This window comes from Paenibacillus sp. FSL R5-0527 (assembly GCF_038008055.1).
Classification (GTDB): Bacteria; Bacillota; Bacilli; order Paenibacillales; family Paenibacillaceae; genus Fontibacillus; species Fontibacillus macerans.
Window position 1 is genome coordinate 715,940 of sequence record NZ_JBBOYI010000001.1, and the last position, 24,200, is coordinate 740,139.

The 24,200-nt window shown below is 55.7% G+C and carries 18 protein-coding genes; 15 read left to right on the top strand and 3 right to left on the bottom strand.

Features of this window, described 5'->3' with window-relative positions:
* Positions 1-117: 117 nt before the first annotated feature.
* The 7 genes from mfd to NYE69_RS03310 all read left to right on the top strand — a co-directional run bounded on the left by mfd (position 118) and on the right by NYE69_RS03310 (position 11,137).
* Positions 118-3,645 carry a transcription-repair coupling factor gene (mfd, locus tag NYE69_RS03280; RefSeq protein ID WP_340923893.1) on the top strand — a complete coding sequence of 1,176 codons (3,528 nt, stop codon included), beginning with the start codon at positions 118-120 and terminating at the stop codon, positions 3,643-3,645.
* Entirely contained in the window at positions 3,632-4,783 is a 1,152-nt protein-coding gene (locus NYE69_RS03285; RefSeq protein WP_124333642.1) for a peptidylprolyl isomerase, read from the top strand. The genes mfd and NYE69_RS03285 overlap by 14 nt, the downstream gene beginning before the upstream one ends.
* 611 nt (positions 4,784-5,394) lie before the next feature.
* Positions 5,395-5,937, top strand: a complete 543-nt coding sequence (spoVT, locus tag NYE69_RS03290) for a stage V sporulation protein T (protein ID WP_326047818.1) — start codon at positions 5,395-5,397, stop codon at positions 5,935-5,937.
* Positions 5,938-6,132: 195 nt separating this feature from the next.
* Complete coding sequence (locus NYE69_RS03295; protein ID WP_124333641.1) at positions 6,133-7,767, top strand: polysaccharide biosynthesis protein; 1,635 nt, start codon at positions 6,133-6,135, stop codon at positions 7,765-7,767.
* Positions 7,768-8,902: 1,135 nt separating this feature from the next.
* The gene (mazG, locus tag NYE69_RS03300; RefSeq protein ID WP_340923901.1) at positions 8,903-10,399 is read left to right on the top strand and encodes a nucleoside triphosphate pyrophosphohydrolase; all 1,497 of its coding nucleotides are present in this window, start codon (positions 8,903-8,905) and stop codon (positions 10,397-10,399) included.
* 184 nt (positions 10,400-10,583) lie between these two features.
* Positions 10,584-10,856: an HU family DNA-binding protein gene (locus tag NYE69_RS03305; protein ID WP_036618112.1), complete on the top strand. Its 273-nt coding sequence runs from the start codon at positions 10,584-10,586 to the stop codon at positions 10,854-10,856.
* Positions 10,856-11,137 (top strand): RNA-binding S4 domain-containing protein, encoded by a 282-nt coding sequence (locus NYE69_RS03310; RefSeq protein WP_128630914.1) that lies wholly within the window; start codon positions 10,856-10,858, stop codon positions 11,135-11,137. The genes NYE69_RS03305 and NYE69_RS03310 overlap by 1 nt, the downstream gene beginning before the upstream one ends.
* Positions 11,138-11,939: 802 nt before the next feature.
* On the opposite strand, the gene hydF is transcribed toward NYE69_RS03310, so the two are convergent.
* Both hydF and NYE69_RS03320 read right to left on the bottom strand, forming a co-directional pair.
* Positions 11,940-13,193 (bottom strand): [FeFe] hydrogenase H-cluster maturation GTPase HydF, encoded by a 1,254-nt coding sequence (gene hydF, locus NYE69_RS03315; protein WP_340923909.1) that lies wholly within the window; start codon positions 13,191-13,193, stop codon positions 11,940-11,942.
* Positions 13,190-14,644, bottom strand: coding sequence for an aspartate ammonia-lyase (locus NYE69_RS03320; protein ID WP_340923912.1), 1,455 nt, complete (start codon positions 14,642-14,644; stop codon positions 13,190-13,192). Before NYE69_RS03320 ends, hydF begins: the two co-directional genes overlap by 4 nt.
* 182 nt (positions 14,645-14,826) lie before the next feature.
* On the opposite strand from NYE69_RS03320, the gene yabP reads away from it, so the two are divergent.
* The 4 genes from yabP (at position 14,827) to NYE69_RS03340 (ending at position 16,667) form a co-directional block, all read left to right on the top strand.
* Positions 14,827-15,108, top strand: coding sequence for a sporulation protein YabP (yabP, locus tag NYE69_RS03325; RefSeq protein WP_128630918.1), 282 nt, complete (start codon positions 14,827-14,829; stop codon positions 15,106-15,108).
* Positions 15,105-15,692, top strand: coding sequence for a spore cortex biosynthesis protein YabQ (gene yabQ / locus NYE69_RS03330; RefSeq protein WP_340923917.1), 588 nt, complete (start codon positions 15,105-15,107; stop codon positions 15,690-15,692). The genes yabP and yabQ overlap by 4 nt, the downstream gene beginning before the upstream one ends.
* Positions 15,693-15,713: 21 nt before the next feature.
* On the top strand, positions 15,714-16,073 hold the full coding sequence (locus tag NYE69_RS03335; protein ID WP_340923920.1) for an FtsB family cell division protein: 360 nt from the start codon (positions 15,714-15,716) through the stop codon (positions 16,071-16,073).
* Positions 16,074-16,190: 117 nt separating this feature from the next.
* Positions 16,191-16,667, top strand: coding sequence for a S1 domain-containing RNA-binding protein (locus NYE69_RS03340; RefSeq protein ID WP_340923923.1), 477 nt, complete (start codon positions 16,191-16,193; stop codon positions 16,665-16,667).
* A gap of 171 nt (positions 16,668-16,838) precedes the next feature.
* Here NYE69_RS03340 and NYE69_RS03345 read toward each other — a convergent pair whose 3' ends face one another.
* Positions 16,839-16,994 (bottom strand): hypothetical protein, encoded by a 156-nt coding sequence (locus NYE69_RS03345; RefSeq protein WP_155621562.1) that lies wholly within the window; start codon positions 16,992-16,994, stop codon positions 16,839-16,841.
* Positions 16,995-17,058: 64 nt separating this feature from the next.
* Here NYE69_RS03345 and spoIIE point away from each other — a divergent pair, with 64 nt between their 5' ends.
* The 4 genes from spoIIE (at position 17,059) to NYE69_RS03365 (ending at position 24,200) form a co-directional block, all read left to right on the top strand.
* On the top strand, positions 17,059-19,566 hold the full coding sequence (gene spoIIE, locus NYE69_RS03350; protein ID WP_082207599.1) for a stage II sporulation protein E: 2,508 nt from the start codon (positions 17,059-17,061) through the stop codon (positions 19,564-19,566).
* 119 nt (positions 19,567-19,685) lie between these two features.
* Positions 19,686-20,606 carry an ArsR/SmtB family transcription factor gene (locus tag NYE69_RS03355; RefSeq protein ID WP_340923933.1) on the top strand — a complete coding sequence of 307 codons (921 nt, stop codon included), beginning with the start codon at positions 19,686-19,688 and terminating at the stop codon, positions 20,604-20,606.
* Between the two features lie 880 nt (positions 20,607-21,486).
* Positions 21,487-23,238 carry an ABC transporter substrate-binding protein gene (locus tag NYE69_RS03360; RefSeq protein ID WP_445744816.1) on the top strand — a complete coding sequence of 584 codons (1,752 nt, stop codon included), beginning with the start codon at positions 21,487-21,489 and terminating at the stop codon, positions 23,236-23,238.
* A 5-nt stretch (positions 23,239-23,243) separates the two neighbouring features.
* The gene (locus tag NYE69_RS03365) at positions 23,244-24,200 is read left to right on the top strand and encodes an ABC transporter permease (protein ID WP_340923936.1); all 957 of its coding nucleotides are present in this window, start codon (positions 23,244-23,246) and stop codon (positions 24,198-24,200) included.

Consider the following 24,200-nt stretch of genomic DNA (forward strand, 5'->3'; position numbering starts at 1 on the left):
TTAAAGCGGTTATAGAGCCTTGGCACGTTTGCTGAGGCTCCTTTTTGGTTCGTGTAAACACATTGTCCTGCCCGGTCAGGTCAATAGATTGAATAAGCAGTAAGAGAGGTGCCACACTTGCTACAAGCGCTAATAGAAGCTTTTTTCCGGGATACCGACTTTGCTTCGATGGTCGCCGGCGTCAACTCCGGTATGAAGGAGCAATTGATCTCGGGGTTATCCGGTTCGACGAGACAGGTGATGCTGGCCGCGCTGCACCAGGAGGTGAAGCGACCGCTCCTTGTCGTGACCCACAATATGTTCGCCGCCCAAAAAATTTATGAAGATTTACAGGAAGCGCTCTCACCGGACGAAGTGCTGCTTTATCCCGCCAACGAGCTGGTCGCCGCCGAATCGGCCGTATCCAGCCCGGAAACGCTGGCGCAGCGGATCGAGGTGCTGCTGCAATGCTCCCGCGGCTTTCGGGGCGTTGTGGTGGTGCCTTATTCCGGCATCCGCCGGTTTATTCCCACGCCGGAAACAATGGCGGAGGCCGGACTTACGATTACCCTCGGAGGGACGATTCAGCATGGCGGCTTCCTGAACAAAATGATCGAGCTTGGCTACGAGCGTGTAGAACGGGTTGAATCCCGCGGGGAAATGAGCCTGCGCGGAGGAATCATCGACTTTTACCCGCTGACCTCGGCGATGGCTTACCGGGTGGAATTGTTCGATGACGAAGTCGATTCCATCCGCACCTTCGATCCGTCCGACCAGCGTTCGGTGGACCAGGTCAAGGAAGTGTTCGTTCCCCCTTGCAAGGAATTGATCGCTTCCCCGGACCGGCTGGCGGCGGCGGCTCAAGCCGCGTCAGAACGCCTGGATCGGCAGCTTGAAAAAATGGCCGACCGCCAGGCGAAAAACAAGCTGCAGGAGGAAATCTCCAAGGAGATCGAGCTGCTGCGGGAGCATGTGTATTTTCCGGAAATCTATAAATATATTTCTTTGATTTACCCTGAAAGAAAAACGTTGTATAACTATATGCCGAGCGACACGCTGCTCATCCTGGACGAACCGGCGCGCCTGCTGGAGACGGCCAAGCAGCTGGAGCGCGATGAATCGGAGTGGAATCTGCATTTGCTGCAAAACGGCAAAAGCCTTCCGGAGCTGCCGCTGGCGGTGGAGACCGACCGTGTGCTGTACCACCGTCCGTTTCAAACGCTGTTCCTGTCCTTGTTCCTGCGCCAGGTTCCGCACTCTCAACCGCAGAACATTCTCAACTTCGTCAGCCGGACGATGCAGGACTTCCATGGGCAAATGAACGTGTTGAAGGCGGAAATGGAACGCTGGAAAAAAAGCGGCGCCAACGTCATCATGCTGGCCAGCGGCGAGGAACGCATGGACCGGATGCGGCGGGTGCTGCAGGATTACGGGATCGAGGAGCCGACGCTGCTGAAGGGCAATCTGCAGTCGGGCTTTGAGCTGCCTTCCGTGCATCTGGTCGTCATCACCGAAGGGGAGATGTTCTCCCAGAAGCAGCGCAAAGCGCGCCGCGTCGCCAGCAAAAGCATGGACAACGCCGAACGGATCAAAAGCTATACCGAGCTGAAGGTCGGCGATTACGTCGTTCACCAAAACCACGGGATCGGCAAATATATGGGGATCGGTACGCTCGAGGTCGGCGGGATCCACAAAGACTACATGCACATCATGTATGCCGGCGGCGACAAGCTGTCCGTTCCGATCGAACAGATCGACATGATTCAGAAATACGTCGGTTCCGAAGACAAAGAGCCGAAGGTCTACAAGCTCGGCGGCAATGAATGGCAGCGGGTGAAAAACAAGGTCCGCTCCTCCGTGCAGGACATCGCCGACGATCTGATCAAGCTGTATGCCGAACGGCAGGCGGCGCCGGGGTTTGCCTTCGAGAAGGACTCGCCGGAGCAGCAGGAATTCGAAGCGATGTTCCCCTATGATGAGACCCCTGACCAGCTTCGGGCCATCGAAGAAATCAAGAAGGACATGGAAAAGAACCGGCCGATGGACCGCCTGCTCTGCGGCGACGTGGGTTACGGGAAAACGGAGGTGGCGATCCGGGCTGCCTTCAAAGCGGCGATCGAGGGCAAACAGGTCGCGGTGCTGGTGCCGACCACGATTTTGGCGCAGCAGCATTACGAAACGTTCCGCGAGCGTTTTGCCGGCTATCCGATCAATATCCAGACGCTGAGCCGGTTCCGCAGCCGCAAGGAGCAGAATGAGACGATCAAGGGGCTCCGGCAGGGCACGGTGGACATCGTGATCGGGACCCATCGGATTTTGTCCCAGGATCTGGTGTTCAAAGATTTGGGCTTGCTGATCGTCGATGAAGAGCAGCGGTTTGGCGTAACGCATAAAGAGAAGCTGAAGAAGCTGAAAACGAATGTGGACGTGCTTACCCTGACGGCGACGCCGATCCCGAGAACGCTGCATATGTCGATGCTCGGCGTACGGGATTTGTCGGTCATCGAAACGCCGCCGGAAAACCGGTTCCCGGTGCAAACCTACGTGGTCGAATACAGCCAGGCGCTGGTGCGCGAAGCGATCGAACGCGAAATGGCCCGGGGCGGGCAAATCTACTACCTGTACAATCGCGTACAGGGAATTCATGAGATGGCGGCGCAAATCTCGGCGCTCGTCCCGGATGCCCGCGTAGGCGTTGGCCACGGGCAGATGTCCGAGCAGGAGCTGGAGAAGACGATTCTCGACTTCCTCGACGGGGAATACGACGTGCTGGTCAGCACCAGCATTATCGAGACCGGCGTCGACATTCCGAACGTCAACACGCTGATCGTGCACGATGCCGACAAAATGGGCTTGTCGCAGCTGTACCAGCTGCGGGGCCGGGTTGGCCGGTCCAACCGGATCGCCTATGCTTACTTCACCTATCAGAAGGACAAATCGTTGACCGAAGTGGCCGAAAAGCGCCTGCAGTCGATCAAGGAGTTTACCGAGCTCGGCTCCGGCTTCAAAATTGCCATGCGCGACCTGGCCATCCGCGGCGCGGGCAATTTGCTGGGGGCGGAGCAGCACGGCTTCATCGCCTCCGTCGGCTTTGACCTGTATTCGCAGATGCTGGCCGAAGAAATCCAGAAACGCAAAGTGACCATGCTCGGAGAAGCCGAACCTGCGGAAACGCATTGGAATACGACGATCGATCTCGGCATCGACGCTTATCTGCCCTCGGATTATATTTACGATAGCATGCAAAAAATTGAAATTTACAAGAAAACGGCTTCCGCAACCTCGTTTGAGGACGTGGCGGAGCTGGAGGACGAGCTGCTTGACCGTTTCGGGGAATTGCCGGAAGCGGTGCAGAACCTGCTGTCCGTAGCCAGGGTGAAGTTGTACGGCAAGAAGTACGGCATCGAATCGATCGCATTGCGTGGAGAAGAAGTTACCGTCAAGTTCTACGAAGGCCGGGAACAGTCGATCGTGCCCGGCAGGCTCGCGGAAATTGGAAATCTCTTCGGAAGACGTGTACAATTTATTCAAGGGTCCGTGATGCTGATCCGGATCAATATCAAAGGAATGGACGACAAAGCGTTGATGGGCTTGTTGGAGCAATTTCTGAATGCCCTGAAGGATGCGTTCAAAGCGAAAGGGGAACTACAGGATGTTTCAAAGTAAAAGGCGTTCCTGGCGAACGCTGCTGATTGCCCTTGTGGCGGTGCTTGCCTTTACCATCATGGCGGGATGCGGGAAGAAGGATGTTGTCGCCACTTACGAGGGCGGGGAGATCACGGCGAAGGAATTTGATTTGGACCAGCGCATCTTGCTGGCGGTTTCGCCGCAGGCGGCACAACTGCTGCAGATGGACGAATTCCGCGAGTATCTACTCAAACAGGAAATTGCGTACAAGTATTTGGCGGCGAAAGCCGATGACAAGACGGCGGAAGCCGGGAAGAAAAAGGCGGAGCAGCAGCTCGAAATGATGAAGGCCTCCTACGGCGGCGCCGATGCGTTCAAAAAAATGCTGGACGCCCAGAAAGTGTCCGAGGCGGAAGTCAAAGATTATTTCAACCGCCTTTACATCGCTATGGAAAACGAGGAGAACAAGGTTACGGAAGAAGATATGAAAAAGGAATTCGAAGCGGCGAAGGAAAACTTCACGACGGCTTCGGTCCGCCATATCCTGATCGGGTTTACTGATCCAAACGGCAAGCAACGCTCCGAAGAAGAAACGCTCAAATTAGCCAAAGACGTCAAGGCCAGATTGGACAAGGGCGAGGATTTCGCCACCCTGGCCCAAAAATACTCCGAGGATCCGGGTTCCAAGGACAACGGCGGATTGTATGAAAATGCCAACGTCAGCGGATGGGTTGAGGAGTTTAAGCAGGCTGCCTTGACCCAGCCGATCAACGAAATCGGCGATCCGGTCAAAACAAGCTACGGGTACCATATTATCCGCGTCGAATCGCGTAACGAGAAAAAATACGAGGATTTGACGCAGGATGAAAAAGACCAGCTAAAAATGTCCGTTGCATCCCAAAAAGTGGACGAGTTCATGGCTGGGGATCTCGAGAAGAAGATCATCAAGAAAATTAATCTTCCGAAAACGGAAACCCCGAAGAACAACAGCGGCAACGCGGCGAATAACGGCGCAGGCGCCGGAAGCGGGGCCGGTACCGGTACGAATGCAGGCGCAGGTACGGGCACAAACGCGGGAACCGATGGAGCCGGAAACGCCGGGGCGTCGGGGAACAGCGGCGGCGGGGCCGCCAACAATTCCGGCGCGGGAACCGGCAGCGGCAATGCCGGAAAATAAACGACGATGGCTTGAGGAGGGCAGCTGCTGAGCGGTCGCTGACTTAGCGGTAAAAAAGGGCCTTATTTTCGTCAAAAAGAGGGACATACCAGAAATAAAGGTTTTTTTACCGCTATTATAGAGGGATGAGGAAAAAAGATGCTTTTTTTCAAGCTGGCTCCCCAAATAAGGGAAAAAAGTTCCGCTATTTAACCCAGAATGGATAAAATCTCAAAATAGCGACATAAATTACCGCTGTTTCCGCTAACAGAAGGTTGCCTCCTTATCCCCCCTTCCCACGCAGCGCATCAAACTAACCGCCGGAGTGAATTTCTCCGACGGTTTTTCTTAACCAGACATTTACGGGGAGGGGGGGCTATTTTTAAAAATGATGGTTCAATATGATGAATAAGGTGCACTTTAGGGATGAATACTAAGGACAGAATCACAGGTACACCAAATCCCTACCCGCCTCAGGCATCGGTCAGCGGCATTTCGCAAGCTTGGATCGCACTTTTGTCTGCGTCCGGCAGATTTTTGCATAAGAGATCGTATATAGAACTGGTTTTTGTTTAGGCTATATCCGAGAAGCAGTAGTTCAAAACTTCTAAGAAAGCGGGGCAACATGTGACATGAAAGCTACTGGTATTGTACGCCGTATTGATGATTTGGGCCGCGTCGTCATCCCTAAGGAAATTCGCCGGACTTTGCGGATTCGTGAAGGAGATCCGCTGGAGATTTTTGTGGACCGCGATGGAGAAGTCATTTTGAAAAAATATTCGCCGATCGGCGAATTGGGCGATTTTGCCAAGGAGTATGCCGAGTCGTTGTACGAAAGCACGGGACATGTTACGCTGATCTCTGACCGGGATACGCTGATTGCGGTGGCGGGGGCGTCGAAAAAGGAATATTTGGACAAGCCGATCAGTACGCTGCTGGAAAACAGCATGGATGGGCGCAAAATCCTAATGGAAACGGAAGCGAGCGAATTCGAAATTACGAAGGACCATCCGGAGAACATTTCGTCTTTCGTCATTGCGCCGATTATTGCCGGAGGCGATCCGATCGGGACCGTCGTTTTGCTAACGAAAGACAGTTCCGTGAAGATGTCGGAGTTGGAGTCGAAAATGGCGGAAACGGCCGCAGGCTTTCTGGCCAAGCAAATGGAGCAGTAAACGAGACTCCTTTCACCTGTGTCATTCTCAAGCTTACACACCCCCGATTTACGCGGCGGCCGGCCGTTCGGAGCGGATGTGTAAGTTTTTTGCGTTAAACCGCCGAAAATTGGCCGCAACCCATGGTTTCGTCATATAATGGAACCTGCAAGCTTTGGCATGTCCATTATCTAAAGGTGCAAAGAAAGGGAAACCATGAAAGAACCTGGCGTTACCCTGGCTTCCAAGCTCCTGAAGGGAGCGGCGATCCTAAGTTTGGCGGCGATTTTGACCAAGCTGCTGGGCACTCTGCAGAAAATACCGCTGCAGAATATCGGAGGCGACGGGGTTTTTGGCATTTACAATACGGTGTATCCTTTTTATACGCTGCTCATTACGCTGACCACATCGGGTTTTCAAGCCGCCGTGTCTAAATTTGTGGCGGAACGCCATGCCGTAGGCAACGTACCGGAACAACGCGAGGTTCTGCGGCTGGCGGCGGCCATGATGATGGTGTTCGGCGCGGCGGGCGCAATCCTGCTGTACTTTGGAGCTCCGCTGCTGGCGCGTTTGATCGGCAGCAGCCTGATCGTCCCGGCCTTGCAGGCGGCCGCGCCGGCGCTGCTGTTTTACCCGGTCAGCGCCGCGCTGCGGGGGTATTATCAAGGCCTGCAAAATATGCTGCCGACAGCCGTATCGCAGGTCACCGAACAAGCGGTGCGGGTCACCGTCATGATCGTGCTGCTGCTCTATTTGAGCCGGATGTCGGCGGGCGACCCCGCGCTGGCCGGCGGCGCGCTGGCCGGCTCATCCGCGGGAGCGGCCGCCAGCCTGCTGATCATGCTGCTGTATTGGCGGTTTGCGAAAAGGGGACCCTTGGAATCGTCGCCCGAAGAACCTGCACGGCAACGTAATTTTCCGCCGTCAAAGGGGAGACGGGAGCTTTTTCCGGCGCTCTTGAAATACGCGATTCCGATCAGCCTGGCCGCTTTGGCGGTCCCGTTGATCAGCCTGGTGGACACGTTCTCGCTGCCGCGCCTGCTGAATGTCCATGGGGACGAGATACGCGTTATGGGGCAGGTAGGGATATACAACCGGGGCATCCCGCTCGTTCAGCTCGTGACCATGCTGGCCACTTCTTTGTCGGTGCTGTTTATCCCGGCGATGGCCGAACTGCGGATGAAATCCGACACCGCCGCCATACGCAGGCAAACGCAAACCGCGCTCCGCTGGTTTTGGCTGATCGGGCTGGCGGCGTCCCTGGGGCTGGCGCTGCTCGCGGAGCCGATCAATGTGATGCTCTATGAGGACGCGGCCGGCAGCGCCACGTTTGCCTGGATCGCCTGGACGGCCGCACCCGGCGCGCTGATGGTCGTGACCAGCGCGCTGCTGCAGGGCCTCGGCGCCCAGCGCGCTCCGGCGCTGCACCTGCTCGCGGCGGCGCTGCTCAAGGCGGCGCTGAACGCGCTGCTGGTGCCGCGGCTCGGCATCACCGGCGCGGCCATCGCCGGCATCGCCGCCTATGGCGCGGCCGCCGCGCTGAACGCTGCGCTGCTGCTGCGCCGCGCGGGGCTGCGTCCGCGCCTGCGGGACGCGCTGCTGCGCCCGGCGGCGGCCCTCCTGGCGATGGCCGCCGCCGTGACGGCGCTGCGCCTCGCCGTCGCCGAGCTGCTGCCGCCCGGCCGTACGGCGGCCGCGGCGGAGAGCCTGCTCGGCGTGCTGCTCGGCGCAGCCGTGTTTGCCGCCGCGGTGCTGCGCGCGCGGCTGCTCAGCGCGGCAGAGCTTAGCGCCCTGCCGCGGATCGGCCCGAAGCTGCTGGCGCGGCTTCGGAAGCTGCGTCTGCTGCCGTAGCACGTTCGGCGCAGACGCTCGCTGCCGCGGCTTCGGAAGCTGTGTTTGCCGTAGCACAGGCCGATATATACGCTCGCCGCCGCGGCCGGTGCCGCCCGCCAGAGGCCTAGCCGAGGCCTAACCGCGATCATTGCCTCAGGCCATGGTGGCAGCCGCTCGCTGCAGACCACTGAAGCACGAGCGTCCCTGGCCCCCAGGCTTACGGACACCAGAGCTCCTAAGCGCCTAATTTCCCGCCTGATTCCGCTCTAACGGACAGGTGAGACGTTAATTAGTCCAAATGGCTGCCAAAACAGCTAATTTTCCCAGTAGCGTTGCATCAAATCAGACATGATACAATTTCTCGCCACCACATTCTAACGGTTGCCACAGCCGCTATTTGCTCCAATATCGCCATTTTCATATTTTAACGGTTGCCATAGCGCTTATTTAGCTAAAACCCAGCGATTTGGGCTCAGATTAGAGCAGATAACCGCGCTCACAACCGTTAAAATTTAGAAAGGATCTTTTTTGGCAAAATAGCGACTAATACAACCGTTAGATTTCTGGCGTGATCTCAAATGGAATAGCGGGCAAGGTGTACCGCAGATTTTGTGCAGGCGTTAATGCAACGCCAGCGGAATTTTCCGGCAATAGCGTCTCTTGTGTCCGTTAGCTGGGGAATGATGCGAAAATTGCTTCTAGAGGCAATTCAAAAAGTCATTTTTTGACCATTAAGCGGGTCACGAAGCGGGTCACGAAGCAGATCACGAAACAAATTCGACGTCGAATCTTGAATTCAGCCGGGTGGGCGGATGCTTCCGAGGCATGTTTCCTACGGAAACATTTCAGTTGCTCACATACCTTCCAAGAACTTATGCTTCGGAAGCCGTTTTCTCCAAGCGCGTTTAGCTCCGCTGCTTCGTCCCTAGCTTCCCGACCTAAAGCGTTTTGAAGAAACACACATCGTAAGCATAAGCTTTGGTGCTGAAAACTTGACTTTTTGAACACGTATTTTTAGCGTCTTCTCAGGCCGTTAGTGTGCGGCGTTGTCCGCATCGCGGTTTTGCTTGCCCTGCCCGATTTCATATTTTGCTCCGGCAGTGGTATATTAGGTACATGCAGAAACGGACTGAAGCAGAGGGAGGAAGAGAGCATGAGCGCTCGCATAACGGTCGTCGGGCTAGGGTCGGGCGATCCCGACAAGCTGACTTTGGGCAGCCTGAAACGCCTTCAGGGGGCGGGAGAGCGGTACGTGCGGACGAAAGACCATCCGGTCGTGGCCTGGCTGGAGGAGACGGGGGTCTCGTTCGTTTCGTTCGACGACGTGTACGAAGCGAAGGAGGATTTTCCTTCCGTCTATGAGGAAATTGCCGGACGGCTGCTTAAGCGGGCCGAATACGGCCCGGCAGGCATGGAAATCGTTTATGCCGTACCCGGCCATCCGATGGTTGCCGAGGCGACGGTCAAGCTGCTGCGGGAGCGCTGCCCGCAATCCGGAATCGAGCTGGAGATTGCTGGAGGCGAGAGTTTCCTGGATGAAGCGTTTGTCCGCCTCGGGTTTGACCCGATCGAGGGGTTTGCGCTGCTTGATGCAACCGCCGTTAATGGGGAACGGATCGACCCCCGCCGGCATACGCTGATCGGCCAGGTGTACGACCAGCTTACCGCGTCGGAGGTGAAGCTCGGGCTGATGGAGGTATTCCCCGACGATTATCCCGTCGTTGTCGGACATGCCCTCGGCGTCGCCGGGCAGGAGCAGATCCGGCGTATCCCGCTGTATGAGCTGGACCGCATCGATGGGTACGGCAATCTGTCGCTCGTCTACGTGCCGGCCAGTGAAGATGAGGCCTTGCGCATCCGCAGCTTCGAGCGCCTGCACGAAATCGTGACGATTCTGCGCAGCCCCGGCGGATGTCCATGGGACCGCGAGCAAACGCATCAGTCGATCCGCAAAAATCTCATCGAAGAAACGTACGAGGTGCTCGAAACGATCGATGACGATGATCCCGACCATATGCGCGAGGAACTGGGCGATCTGCTGCTGCAAATCATGCTCCATTCCCAAATGGAAGAAGAGCTCGGCACCTTTACGGTATACGACGTCATCCGCGAACTGAACGAAAAGCTGCTCTACCGCCATCCTCATGTATTCGGCAATTTAAGCGCGGAGGACGCCGAGGCGGCGCTGAACAACTGGGAAGCGATGAAAGCCGAAGAAAAACGGCGCAAAGGCATCAAGCCCGAGCAGCAATCGGCCCTTAGCGGGGTGCCGCGCGATTTGCCGGCTTTGATGAAGGCTTACAAGCTGCAGAAGAAGGCAGCCAAAGCGGGCTTCGATTGGGAGCAAATCGACGGGGTATGGGACAAGCTGGAGGAAGAGATCACCGAACTCAAGCAAGCGGTACAGGACAAGCATGATCCGGAAGCGCAGGAGCTTGAGCTGGGGGACGTGCTGTTCTCGGTCGTTAACGCGGCCCGCTATATCGGCGCCGATCCCGAACAGGCCCTGTCGCGGACGATCGCCAAATTCACCCGGCGGTTTCATTATGTGGAGGAACGGCTGAGAGCCCAGGGGAAAACGCCGGGCGATAGCTCCTTGTCGGAAATGGATGCATTATGGGAGGAAGCTAAGTCGAAAGAACGGGAATAGTGGGATAAAAGGCCTAAAATTCGGTTTTTTCGCGAAAAAATTAAAAAAAAGTTACGGTCCGGGCAGGATTTTAAACGTAAAGCAAGAATACTGTTACAAAGATATCGTAATGGCTTTAAATCAGGCTTTTTGCCTGTAGTGCCAAGGTATCACCTATCTTTTTATTTATTGGGAGGCATTATTAATGAACAAAACAGATCTGATCAACAACATTTCCAGCAAAAGCGGTTTGACGAAAAAAGACGTTGAAGCCGTATTGAACGGTTTTCTCGGCGAAATCACGGATGCTCTTGCTGGCGGAGACAAAGTACAATTGATCGGCTTCGGCACGTTCGAAACCCGCAAACGTTCCGGCCGCACCGGCCGCAACCCGCAAACGGGCAAAACGATTGAAATTCCGGCATCCAATGTTCCGGCATTCAAAGCGGGCAACAAACTTAAAGAAGCTGTAAAATAATGCGTCTTGATAAATTCCTGAAGGTATCACGGTTAATTAAGCGGCGCACGGTTGCAAAAGATGTCTCCGAGCAAGGCAGAGTTCTCATCAACGGACGCGAATCCAAGCCGAGCAGTACGGTGAAGGTGGGCGACGAAATCACGGTACAGTTCGGCCAAAAGCTGGTGACCGTCCGCGTTGAGCGCCTGGCAGAAACGACCCGCAAGGATGAAGCTGCGACCTTGTATACCTTGATTAAGGAAGAGCCGATCGCGAAGGATAACGGTCTGGATTGGACCTGATTCGCGGCAGGCCACGAGCATGTCCCGTTTAGGCGGGGCATGTTTTTTAACCTTATAGAATTTTACAAAATTGCGGCCATGGTAGAGGGTGATGTTTTTGCAGGTAGATAGTGGAGGAGAAAAGGAAACTGGGGGCTAAGGGACACCAGTGCCGTTATTTGAGGAAAAGCGGAGGTTTGCAAAATGACGGACACAGACGACCTTATTTACCTCAAATCGGCCCGAATGTGCTGGTTTTGAGCCAAATAGAGTCCCGTGTGTCCGTTAGGCTGGGAAATATCCGGGAAATGGGCGGATAAGGTCGCTGGTGTCCGTTAGAGCAGCATCCCAAGTTTAGGAAGAGCCTCCAATCGCTCCAAAGTAGAAGTCAGAGCCATTAATAGAGCTAGAATAAAAAGGACGCCATCAGGCGTTTTTCTTATTACGGGTGCGGAAATGCGGAAAATAACGGTAAAAAAGGACTCTATTCTCGCCAAAAAGGGAGTCTAGCAGAAGTAGAGGAATTTTTTGGCGTTATTTTAGCAACATGGGGATAAAGGGTGCCTTTTCCAGGCTTGATCTCCAAATAGAGCCAAAAAACTCCGCTATTTTGCGCGGGGAGAGGGAAGTTCCCGGAATAACGCCCCAAATTACCGCTATTTCCGGCAGCGGAGGCGTACGTCTATTGCCCATCGTTTCCCCGCGTACGCCCATTGTCCATCCCTCCCCCGTGTGCACCCATTGCCATCCCTCCCCCGTGTGCACCCATTGCCATCCTTTCCCTGCGCACGCACCTAACACGCGCCATAAGTATAGGTTCGCGCTACAAAACCGCCGACTCCTCCCAAGCCATCATGGCGGAGGGGAACAGCTCGATCGCGCGCGGGAACACGCCGTGGATGTACGCGATCAGTACACCGTAGTTGACGATCGGCACGCCGGCGGCTTTAGCCTCGTCGAGGCGATGCAGCATATCGCGGCGGTTCAGCATGCAGGCGCCGCAGTGAACGATCAGCGCATAGCGGGTCAGGTCCGGCGGGTAACTGTGGCCGGAGAATTGCTCGATATGCAGCTGTTTCCCCGTCATCTGGCGCAGCCAGCGCGGGATTTTGACGGAGCCGATGTCGTCGGACTGCCGATGGTGGGTGCAGGCTTCCGCGATCAGCACGTGATCGCCGTCACGCAGGTTTTCGATGGCCCGGGCGCCTTTGACCAGCTCGCCCAGATCGCCTTTGTGGCGAGCGAACAAAATGGAAAACGAGGTCAGCGGCACTTCTTTCGGAGTATCGGCGGCCACTTTGAGAAAAACCTGCGAGTCGGTAATGACCATCCGCGGGTTCCCCTTCAATCGCTCCAACGTTGCCCGCAGCTCATGTTCCTTGGTGACGACGGCGCTGGCGTCGCTCTCCAAAATATCGCGGATTGTCTGCTGCTGCGGCAAAATCAGCCGGCCTTTGGGGGCGGCCTTGTCGATCGGCACGACCAGCACAACGACATCGCCGGGGGAGAGCAGATCGCCGACGATCCGGAAACGGTCGTCATCGTGGGGGAGCGCGCCCGTGATCGCTTTCGTAAGCTCGGCCACGCCCGTCCCCGCCGCGGCGCTGAACGGCAGGCAATCCAATCCTAGCCGCGCCTTCAACCGAGCCCGCGCCGTATCGACCTCATCGATGGTGTCGATTTTATTGAGCACCCCGACCACGGGGATGTTTTTCTCCTTTAACTCGGCGAGCAGGCCCGGATAAAAAGCATCGGCTCCCGTAAGCAAGGCCTCCGCCGCGTCGATCACCAGCAAAGCGAGATCGGTGCGCTCCATCAGTTCCCGCGTTTTCTGCCGGCGCAGTCCGCCGAGCAGGCCCTCGTCATCAAGCCCGGCGGTATCGATCAATACGACCGGTCCCAGCGGGAGCAGCTCCATCGCTTTATACACCGGATCGGTCGTCGTTCCCCGAACCGGGGACACCACGGAAATATCCTGCCCGGTCAAGGCGTTAACCACGCTGGATTTACCGGCATTCGTCCGTCCCAACACCGTAATATGCGTCCGCTCTCCGCGCGGCGTAGCGTTTAAGCTCATCTCGTGTTCCTCCCTGATTTGCCGGGAATGCCCGGCTTGGTTACTTCAAGCGGGTTCAGGATCCGGGCCGCCTGTTCGGCGGTCAGCAGCCCGCGCTCCAGGGCGGCCTGCTCCACGGTTTGGCCTTCCCGGGCGGCCGCACCCGCGATTTCGGCGGCAAGCTCGTGCCCCAAATGGGGGACAAGCGCCGTCGCCAACACGGTGGAGCGCCGCAAATGCGCGCGGCACACCGCCTCGTTCACGGCGATCCCGCGCACGCAGCGCCGCTCGAACAGCACCTCCACGGCCCGCTGCAGAATCTCCAGCGATTCCAACAGGGAATCGGCGATCAGCGGGCCAAACGCGTTGAGTTCGAGCTGGCCCCCGGCGGCGGCCATGGTGATCGCCGCATCGTTCGCGATGACGCGCATGGCGGTCAGCCCGGCCATCTCGGCCATGACCGGGTTGACCTTGCCCGGCATGATCGAGGAGCCGGCCTGCACGGCAGGCAGCGTGTATTCGCCGATGCCGCCGGCCGGTCCGGACGCCAAGAGGCGCAAATCGCCGGCGATTTTGAGCAGGGTGACGGCCGCCGCCTTCAGCAGGCCGGACACCTCGACGAAGATGTCCCAATTTTGCGTCGGATCCAGCGGATATTCGCTTTGGGCGAGACCCAGCCCCGTCAAATCCCGCAGCATCTCTACCACCTGGCAGCCGTATGCCCGCGGGGCCCCAAGCCCCGTCCCGATGGCGGTGCCGCCGAGCGGAATTTCGCGCAGCCGCTCCTCCGCTTTGTATAACCGCCACCGGTCGCGCGCCGCCGCTTTGGCATAGGCCCCGAACCCTTGCCCGGCCATCATCGGCAGGGCGTCCATCAGCTGCGTGCGGCCCAGCTTCAGCGTGTCCGCGAATTCCCGCTCCTTCTCCTGCAGCGCTTCCTGCAAAGACGCGTAAGCTTCGCTGAGCGGGCGCAGCAGCCGGATCGCGGCGATGCGAAGCGCGGTCGGGTACACATCGTTGGTCGACTGGCAGCAGTTGACGTGATTCAGCGGATGAACCAGCCCGTAGTTGCCTTTTTGCCCGCCAAGCCGTTCGATGGCCAGGTTGGCCACGACCTCGTTGACATTCATGTTGGTGGAGGTGCCCGCCCCGCCCTGCAGCGCGTCAACCATAAACTGGTCCTGCAGCTCGCCCGCGTTGATTTCGTCGCACGCCCAAAGAATCGCTTCCGCCACTTCTGCCGGAATCAGTCCCAGCTTGCCGTTCACGGCGGCGGCCGCTTTTTTCACCAGCACGAGCGCCGCGATCAGGCGGCGGTTGACCGGCCTTCCGCTAACCGGAAAATTGTCCATGGCCCGCGCCGTATGAATCCCATAATAAACGTCCGCGGGAATTGCCATTTTGCCTAGGGAATCGGATTCCCGGCGGTTTTTTTCGCCATGTCCGGCCCCGTTTTTGCTACCTTGCTCCATCAGGATTCGCCTCCAAAAGCCGCTTGCGTTTCTTCCGTAATTATCGTAAAAAAACACGCTGCCAAATCCTGTAAAGAAAGTCACTTAACCAGAATGAAAATCACGCGAAGTCTTGCCAGTTATCCGGTTCTAAAGCCGACAATTCGTCCATAAGCTATTGGTAAGAAGGAGGGGTACATGCCATGGTCGAACAATTGAAAGGAAAACACCAGGAGCTGCATTTAATGAATCGCAAGCTGCTGGAAATTTCGGGAGTCCTCAATGTGGAGAGCTTCGACAATGAGGAGTTTCTGCTTCAGACCGAATTAGGGCATTTGACAATCCGCGGACAAAATTTACATATTAAAAACCTGAACCTCGAGCAAGGGCTTGTCAGCATCGAAGGCCTGGTTAACACCTTGTCGTATTTGGAGCAGGGTTCACATCCGTCCGGCAAGGGATTGCTCGGCAAACTGTTCCGATGAATCTGGAAACGCAGTGGATGACCCTTCTATGGATGTTCGCCTCCGGGGGGATTATGGGGATCGTCTTTGACAGCTATCGCGTCGTCTCGGGACAATTCCGTTTTCCCCGCTGGAGTGTCCATGCCCTTGACCTGGTATATTGGGCGGCAGCCGCCTTGTTTGTATTTCGCGTGTTATACCATAGCAATCATGGGGAACTAAGGTTCTATGTTTTTCTCGGGTTGTTTCTAGGTATTTGGATTTATTTTTTGCTTCTTAGTGTTCTAACGGAACGATTTGTGTTAATGTTAATATGGATAACTAACCAAATTTACCGGTTTATCGTAAGGATTATCCAGCTTTTCGTCATTGCTCCGCTCCGCTGGTTGTTCAAAGGAGCCAAGCTTCTGCTCGGTTTTGTCTGGATCGTGCTGCTGTTTCTCGGGCGGATCACGCTGCTGCCGCTATGGAAGTTAATCGCATGGGCCTTTAGGCCTATTTGGAAGCGGCTGCGGATTCCGGAAGGGCTAAGCAAATTTAAGAGTTGGCTGGATATCTGGAAGAATCGTATTGTGCGTTTGTTACGCTGGTTCATCAAAGAGTGATGCTTTAAGGAGGTGTCCCTGATGCGTGCGGTTACGACAAATCCAAAGATGTCAAAAAATCCTCGGAATTCTCAAAAAACCGGGACCGTCGGGGCACGGCGGCGGCTCCGGTTATGGCTCGGTTTTATGATCGTATTCCTTGGCTGGGCGGCGTATACGTATATTTCCCAATCCGAAGAGATCGGCGAGAAGTCGCAGCAGCTTGCCAAGACGCAGGCCTCCGGGAAGCAGACCGAAGAAAGCTTGAACCAGCTTAAATATGAAGTGAACCGTCTGCAAGATCCCGAATATATCGGACAAATTGCCATGAAGAAATACGGGCTGTATAAACCCGGGGAAATTCCGGTTAGGGTATCGGAATCCGAGGCCGGAAATGACTGATCCCATGCGGGATATACGTCTGTTGACCTTGTTTCAGTCATTCGGTATAATCAAATCACCGCAGTCATGAATTTCGAGGCCTGGCTGTATATTTTTAAGGGAGGATCATTTTATTTTATGGCAATTGAAGTGGGCACCAAGTCAGAGGGAAAAGTGACAGGCATCACGCATTTCGGAGCATTTGTGGATCTGTCAGGAGGTGTCACGGGTCTCGTTCACATCTCGGAGATCGCCGACAATTACGTTAAAGACGTTAACGATCATCTGAAGATTGGCGACACGGTTACCGTGAAGGTAATCAATGTCGATAAGGACGGTAAGATCGGACTTTCCATCAAACAGGCTGTTGACAAACCGGTAGAGGCTAGACCGCCTCGCGCACCGAGAACAGATCGGCCAAGCGGAAGAGACGGAGACCGTCCGGGCGGCGGATTCAACCGGGACCGTGGAGGACGCTCTTTCAAGCCCCCAGCCAACAAATCTTCCTTCGAAGACAAAGTATCTCGTTTCCTTAAGGACAGCGAGGAGCGGATTTCTTCGCTCAAGAAGAACACGGAAGGCAAACGCGGCGGACGCGGTGCCAAACGAATGTAACCCCTAAAGTGACCGAAAACTTCAAACCCACCGCAGGTGATAAGCTCGCCTGCGGTTTTTTGTGCGCTTTTTTGCGGTAAATTATGGCAATTCTGTGGCTTTTGCTGGAGTAAAGGATGTTTTGTCGGCTCTTCGCTTTTCCCGACAGGTTCTTACGCAATTTTACGACGATTACGCTCCTATAGCGGCGGGCGCATGGCAAAGTCCATGCGAACATAGGAACGCTTCGGGGCAATCGCCGTCATGGCGGGCCTGCATTCGCGCCGTTTCGTAAACCCCTCTCAATTTGTCGGAAATTTCTTTGGGCGTTCCTCCGGTATCTGACAAACTTTCCGCTCCCGTGCTCCTATAATGGGACATACCTTACAAATTTGGAAAAGGCGGTGCCGGGATGTTGAACAAGTGGAATGTCACTCTGTTTCCAGGATTGAAAAAGGGAAAGGCATGGAATAAAGAGGCGTTGTGGAACGAAATTTTAAACCTGCCGGTTTTGGGGCGGGCCGCGCGTTTTTTTGCGGCGAGCAAATGGAACGGGCTGCTGATCCTGATGAGTTTCCTGCTTGGGCGGGCGACAATATTGGACGAGCTTGCGCCGTTTGCGGTAGCCTTTTTTGCCGTCATGGTATTTATGCGGCGGGACATCGCTATGGTTACGGCGGCGGTGATGGTGGCGGGCGCCATGTTTACGCCGGGCGCGCAGGCGCATGCCGCCCAGATTGCGGTGGAGCTGCTGATCTTCTATTTGCTGCAAAAAGGGCTGGAAGCGTTTGAGCGGGCGGACATTTCCTATGCGCCGATCATGGTGTTTACAAGCACGTTTTTCGTCGGACTGTTCGGCGCGGTCATCGGGCCGTCGCTCACCTGGTACGCGCTGACGATGACCGTGATGGACGCGCTGCTCAGCTTTGTGCTCACCCTGGTGTTTATCCAGGCGGTCCCCATCTTTACGTACCGTAAAAAACAATACCACCTGCGGGGTGAAGAGATTTTGTGTCTTGTCATCTTGCTCGCCTCGGTCATGACCGGTACGGTCGGCTGGGAAATTTCCGGGTTGTCCGCCGAGCATGTGCTGTCCCGCTATCTGATTCTGCTGTTTGCTTTCGTGGGCGGCGCTCCGCTGGGCGCGTCGGTCGGCGTCATAACCGGGCTGATTTTAAGCTTGGCCGACACGTCGGCGCTCTATCAAATGAGCTTATTGGCCTTTTCCGGCATGCTCGCCGGCATGATGCGGGAAGGGCGAAAATGGGCCGTCGGCTTCGGCATGCTGCTCGGCTCCTCGATTCTTTCCATTTACATCGCCGGGCCTGCGGACGTGATGTCCTCGACTTGGGAGAGCTGCGCTGCGGTGCTGCTGTTCCTTCTGACTCCGAAAAAAACGGTCAATGTGATCGCCAAATATGTTCCCGGCACGCAAGAGCATGTGAAAACGCAGCATGAATATGCCAAGCGGGTGCGCGACATTACGGCCGAGCGAGTGGCGCAGTTCTCCCAAGTCTTTAAGCAGCTTTCCCGGAGTTTTGGCCAAGTTTCCAGTTCGGGCGAAATCGTAAGGCGCGGCGAGGAAATCGACCATTTCATGAACGCCGTGACGGAAGGGGCCTGCGCCACCTGTTTCCGCCGCGGCACGTGCTGGGACGGCAAATTTTATCAGACTTATAAGTTAATGACGGAGATGATGACGGCGATCGAAGAGAAGCCGGACATTTCTCCGGACGAGCTGCCGCCGAAGTGGGGCAAGCTGTGCGTCAAAACCGACCAGGTGCTGGATGTGATGAAGCGGGAATATGAACTCTACCAACATGATATGCACTGGAAACAGCAAATATACGACAGCCGGCAGCTGGTGGCCGAGCAATTGTCCGGGGTGTCCCAGGTAATGGAGGATCTGGCCCGGGAAATCAAGCGCGAAGGACAAGCCATGTACCGGCAAGAGGAACAAATCCGCGAGGCTTTGGAAAAAATGGGCTTGTCGATCCACAACATCGATATCGTCAATTTGGATCACGGCAATGTGGAAATCGAAATCGTCCATGCTTACACGCGCGGGTTTGATGAATGCCGGAAAATCATCGCCCCGCTGCTGTCGGATATTTTGGGCGAGCATATCGCGGTGATGAACGAGACGATGCACGGAGGAAAAGAAGGCCTTGCGACCGTTACGTTCGGGTCGGCCAAAGCGTTTGAAATTACGACCGGGGTCGCCGGCACTGCCAAAGGGGGCGATTTGCTGTCCGGCGACAGCTTTAGCGCCAAGGAGCTGGGCAACGGCACTTATGCGGTGGCCATCAGCGACGGCATGGGCAACGGGGAGCGGGCGCGCTTGGAAAGCAGCACGGCGCTCAGCATTCTCGAGCAGCTGCTGCAGTCGGGCATGGAGGAGACGCTGGCGATCAAATCGGTCAACTCGGTTCTGATGCTGCGTTCGCCGGACGAGGTGTACGCCACGGTCGACATGGCGCTGATCGATCAATATACGGCGCGCACAACCTTTATGAAGATCGGATCTTCCCCAAGCTTTATCAAACGCGGAAAGGAGGTGATCCCGGTTTCGGCGAGCAACCTGCCGATCGGGATTATCCAGGACATCGAGGTCGATCTGGTGACGGTGCAGCTGTATCCCGGCGATACGCTGATCATGATGACCGACGGCATTTACGATGCGCCGGGCCCGGCCGTGAACAAAGAGCTGTGGATCAAGCGGCTGATCCAGGAAATCAACGCCGACGATCCGCAGGAGATCGCCGATTGCCTGCTCGAATCGGTCATCCGTTATCAGAAAAACGTCATTCACGATGATATGACCGTCGCCGTGGCCACCGTCGATCACTTGCGGCCGCAGTGGTCCACGCTGCATATTCCCGGGATCAGCCGGCTGGAAAGGCCGCGTACGGTCAGTTAGAAGAGGGCTTGAGGTGAGAACCTCAGGTTCTTTTTTTTGCGTGAAGGGTTGTTTTCCTGATTTGATGTTTTGCCCGAAATTGGGGGGAAGCACGCTATAATGGAGAAAGAAAGGGGCGTGTGGAATTGGATTACCGCGTGCACGTAACATTTGAACCCCGGTACGAGCTATTGAGCAGCCTGCATACGATCATTTGCCGTAAATCGCATAAAAAAATCGACCTTGCCCCGGCCTGGGTCAAGGAAACCTTACAGTGTCTGACGCCCGGGTTCGCCGCCATACTGAAGGAGATGGAAGTGGACAGCGATTGGAAATTCACTTACCTGCTAACCTATTTGTGTCCGGCCGGACTGGCGCCGGAAGCCTTCCTCGCTTGGCTGGAGGCCAAGACGCCGGGCGATTTATATGAGCTGACCGCCGGATACACCCAGCAGTTCCCCAAGGATATGGGGCTTTACCGCTCGCGGACGCTCGAGGTGTTGTCCATGTGGAACGAGCAGTATTTGCGCCGGCTGGATCCGGCGGTGCCGGGCGCGCTGCGGGCGGAAGCCGGACGGCGAAAGGAAGAGTTGGCCGCCGCCGAACCGTTGGCGTTTGTCGAGCGGACGACGAACGGGCTGGCGTTCGCGCCGAAGGAGGGGCTGGAGCGGTTGGTGCTGGTGCCGCAGTATCATTTTCAGCCGATGAATGTTATTTATCACTTTGGCAAGGTAACGCTTTGCCATTATGCGGCGCGAATCTACTTCGGCGGCGAGACGGATTTTCCGCCGCAAGAATACCGCATGATCCGGGCGCTCGGCGAGCAGAGTCGGCTGAAAATCCTGCGTTACTTGAGCGAGGGCCCACGGACGTTTACCGAAATCGTCCGCCATTTGCAATTATCGAAGGGCATTACGCACGATCACGTGTCCAAGCTGCGCAGCGGCGGCTTCATCCGGGCCCATTTCGAGGGAGAGACGGTCACCGAATACAGCCTGCGTGCGGAGATGTTGGACGTGATGCACCGGAAGCTGGTTGATTATATTAGGCCACAGGAGTAACGGCAAAACGGCAAAAAGGGCTCAACCTCTGGAAATCGGCGCTTAACTTACGGTTAATTTCGAATGATCTTGAATGATCAAGTTATCCGTAACATTTTCTACGCTAACGGATGTAATCGCGCTTATTGGAGCGAAAAAACAGAGATATCTTTTTAACCGTTGTCATCGCGCTTATTTAGGCGAAACCGCCCCATTACTGCCGGGAAAACGGAAAATAGGCTCGCTGGCAACCATTACATTTTGAATCTGCTCGTTTTTACCCCAATAGCGTTGATCACACCGTTAGATTTATTCGATGGACCGCCGCCTTCAAAATAGCGGCACTTTATGTACTTATTATCCGGTGCTCAGCATGTTCATCCCCATTAGCGGCATTTTTAGTACTTATTTTCCCAAGAATGGTCCGGAACGCGGGTATTTCCTGGTTACCCTAAGAATATAACGACATAAATTGCCTCTATTGCTCTCAAATGGACGGATATCACCGAAATAGCGACGTTTTTTGTCCTTATGTTTTTCGCAGTCAGGAGTCTCTTAGGCTGCCTGGGATTAGCAGGTTTTCGCGGCGTGATCCCTAAAAAGGCCTCTAATGTTCCCAAAGAAGAAGGCCCGGCTCTTGCGTGCAGGCTGATTATGGTCAAACATCACCATGATCGGCCTGTTTTTTTTGTTATGCAGTCATAATTCAAAATTCTCCGAATAAAGAAAAATAAACAAGTTCTCTATTTACAGAACAAAATGTCATTCGTATAATGATAAAAGCATATAGTGGAGTTATCTTATCGGAATTTAAGAGTATCATGAGCCGCGATCAGTTTACAGGCAAATGGGAGGGAGAAGGATGAACAAGATGAAGAGAACAAGATTAGCCGTACTGATGATGTTTTTGCTGACCGGCGCCCTGGTATTGTCGGCCTGCACCGGCAATACCAGGGGCAGCACCGCTCAGGAAGGCGGCCCGGTGACGGCGGCCGCCGGGAACGGTCAAAGCACAGCCGCAGCCGGGAACGGCCAAAACGCGGCCGCCGCCAATGACGGCGATGCTGCTCCGGCGGCCGCGCTGCAGTTCACTCCGGCCGGCGATCTGTCCAAATTACCGGCCGTGGCCAAGCAGCGGACCGACACGATCATCGTCGGCCTGACCGATCCGAGCGGGGCGTTTACGCCTTATTTTCACCAAAGCGGCTATGACGGCAATGTATCTTCCCTGTTGTTTACGCCGCTCGTGACGGTGGATGACAAAGGGCTGCCGGCTGCGGGGCTGGCCGAAAGGTGGGACGTTTCCGCAGACCAGCTGACATATACGTTCCATCTGCGCAAGGATTTGAAGTTCAGCGACGGGTCGCCGCTGACGGCGGATGACGTGGCTTTTACCTGGACGCTGCTTCATGATAAAGCTTACGACGGAGACTCGCAAATTCCGGCGCTCCGTATTGAAGGCGGCGAAGTTTACAAAGCAGGCAAAGCCGGGAGTATCTCCGGCATCACTGTCATAGATCCGCTGACCGTCTCGGCCAAGCTGGAGCAGCCGAATGCCACGGCGCTGGTGCTCCTGGGCGGCGACGTGCTGTCCAAAGCCTACTACGGCAAGGATTACAAATTCGGCCAGCTCGACTACATCAAGAAGCTGCACGAGAAACCGCTCGGCAACGGACCTTACGTACTGGAGAAATTTATTCCGGGGCAAGAGGTTCGCTATGTCGCCAACGAACATTATTATGCCGGCAAGCCCAAAACGGAGCGGTTTATCTATAAAACATCCGAAGGTGACACCTGGCAGTACCTGGAGACCGGAGAAGTGGACTACGCTTCCTTCAGCGCTACAACGGAAAATATCGACAAGCTGAAAAGTTTGGGCTTCGTCAACATTTTGCCGTACACGCCAAGCACTTACGGTTACCTCCAGCTTAACCTCGAGCATGAACCGCTGAAGGACAAAAAGGTTCGGCAGGCGCTAATGTACGGACTCGACCGCCAAAGCATCTACGTCGACGCGAACCAGGGTGCAGGGCAAGTCGCCAACATTCCGGCTTCGCCGATTTCCTGGGCTTACACGGAGGAAGGCATCAACGACTACGCTTATGACGCGGACAAAGCCAACAAACTGCTGGATGAAGCGGGCTGGACCAAGGGCCAGGACGGCATTCGCGAAAAGAACGGCAAGAAGCTGACGATCCATTTCCTCGGCTCCAAAAACGCCCAGACCGACATTTTTATCGCGGTCGCCGCGGAAAACTTCGCCGCTATCGGCGTCGACTTTCAGCCGGAGGTGTTCGCCGATTTCAACGCGCTTGTCTCCAAAGTGGAAGGCGGAGACTACGATATCGCCTCCTTCTCCACGCCGATGCTGACGGACCCGTCTGAAGGGGTGGTGCAGTTCGTGGACGGGGAAATCAAAGGCTATGATAACCCGAAAGTGAAAGAGCTGTACGACAAGGCGCTGGCCACCAGCGACATCGAACAGCGCAAAGCGGTGTACAAAGAGCTGTTCCAACTGCTCAACGATGAACTGCCGGTGATTTTCACTTCCTACAAAAAGACCGTGTACGCCTATAATGGCCGTATTCAAAATCTGTCCGTCAGTCCGTTTACCGGCCTGTCCTCCAGTCTGCCGAACTGGAAGCTGCAATAAGAGCAATGAGCTCATATATCGCCAAACGATTGATTTACATGGCGGCGATCCTGCTCGCCGCCTCGCTGCTGATCTTCTGCTTGTACGCGCTGACGCCCGGCGACTTCATCAGCGGCAACATCAAGCTGTCGCCGGAGCGGAAGGCCGAACTGCGGGAAATTTACGGCTTGAACAGGCCGGTGCTGGAGCGGTACGCCATATGGATGAAAAACGCCTTCCACGGGGACTTCGGCTACTCGCTGGCCCAGCAAAAACCGGTGCTGGCGCTGTTCAACGACTATATTTGGAATTCGTTCCTGCTGGCGGCGGTGTCGACGTTCCTGACCTGGTTCATTGCGGTCGTCGTCGGCGTCGTCTCGGCCTACAAACAGTATTCCTGGTTTGATACCTTGGTGCTGGTGCTGATTTTTGCCGCGATGTCACTGCCGTCGTTTTTCATCGGTCTGTTTCTGATCAAGATCCTCGCCGTTGACTTCAAATGGCTGCCGCCGGGCGGGATGATTACGACGGGCAGCAATGCCACCGGACTGGCTTATGTCAAGGAAGTGATCCATCATATGACACTGCCGGTGATCGTTATGACCATTTTAGGCGTCGGTTCGCTGACGCGTTATTTCCGTACCAACATGATCGACGTGATCAAGCAGGATTACATCCGCACGGCCCGCGCCAAAGGACTGAAAGAGAGCAAGGTGCTGTACCGCCACGCCCTGCGCAACGCGCTGCTGCCGGCGATCACGCTGGTCGGCTTCGAACTGCCCGCCCTGTTCGGCGGTTCGCTGATTATCGAGAAGATTTTCAACTGGCCGGGCATCGGGCAGCTGTATATGTCCTCTTTTTCGCTTCGGGATTATCCGCTGCTGATGGGCTTTACGATGCTGATCGCGATTTTGACCGTCCTCGGAACGCTGCTGTCGGATCTGCTGTACCGCGCCGCCGATCCGCGCGTCCGATTGCATTAG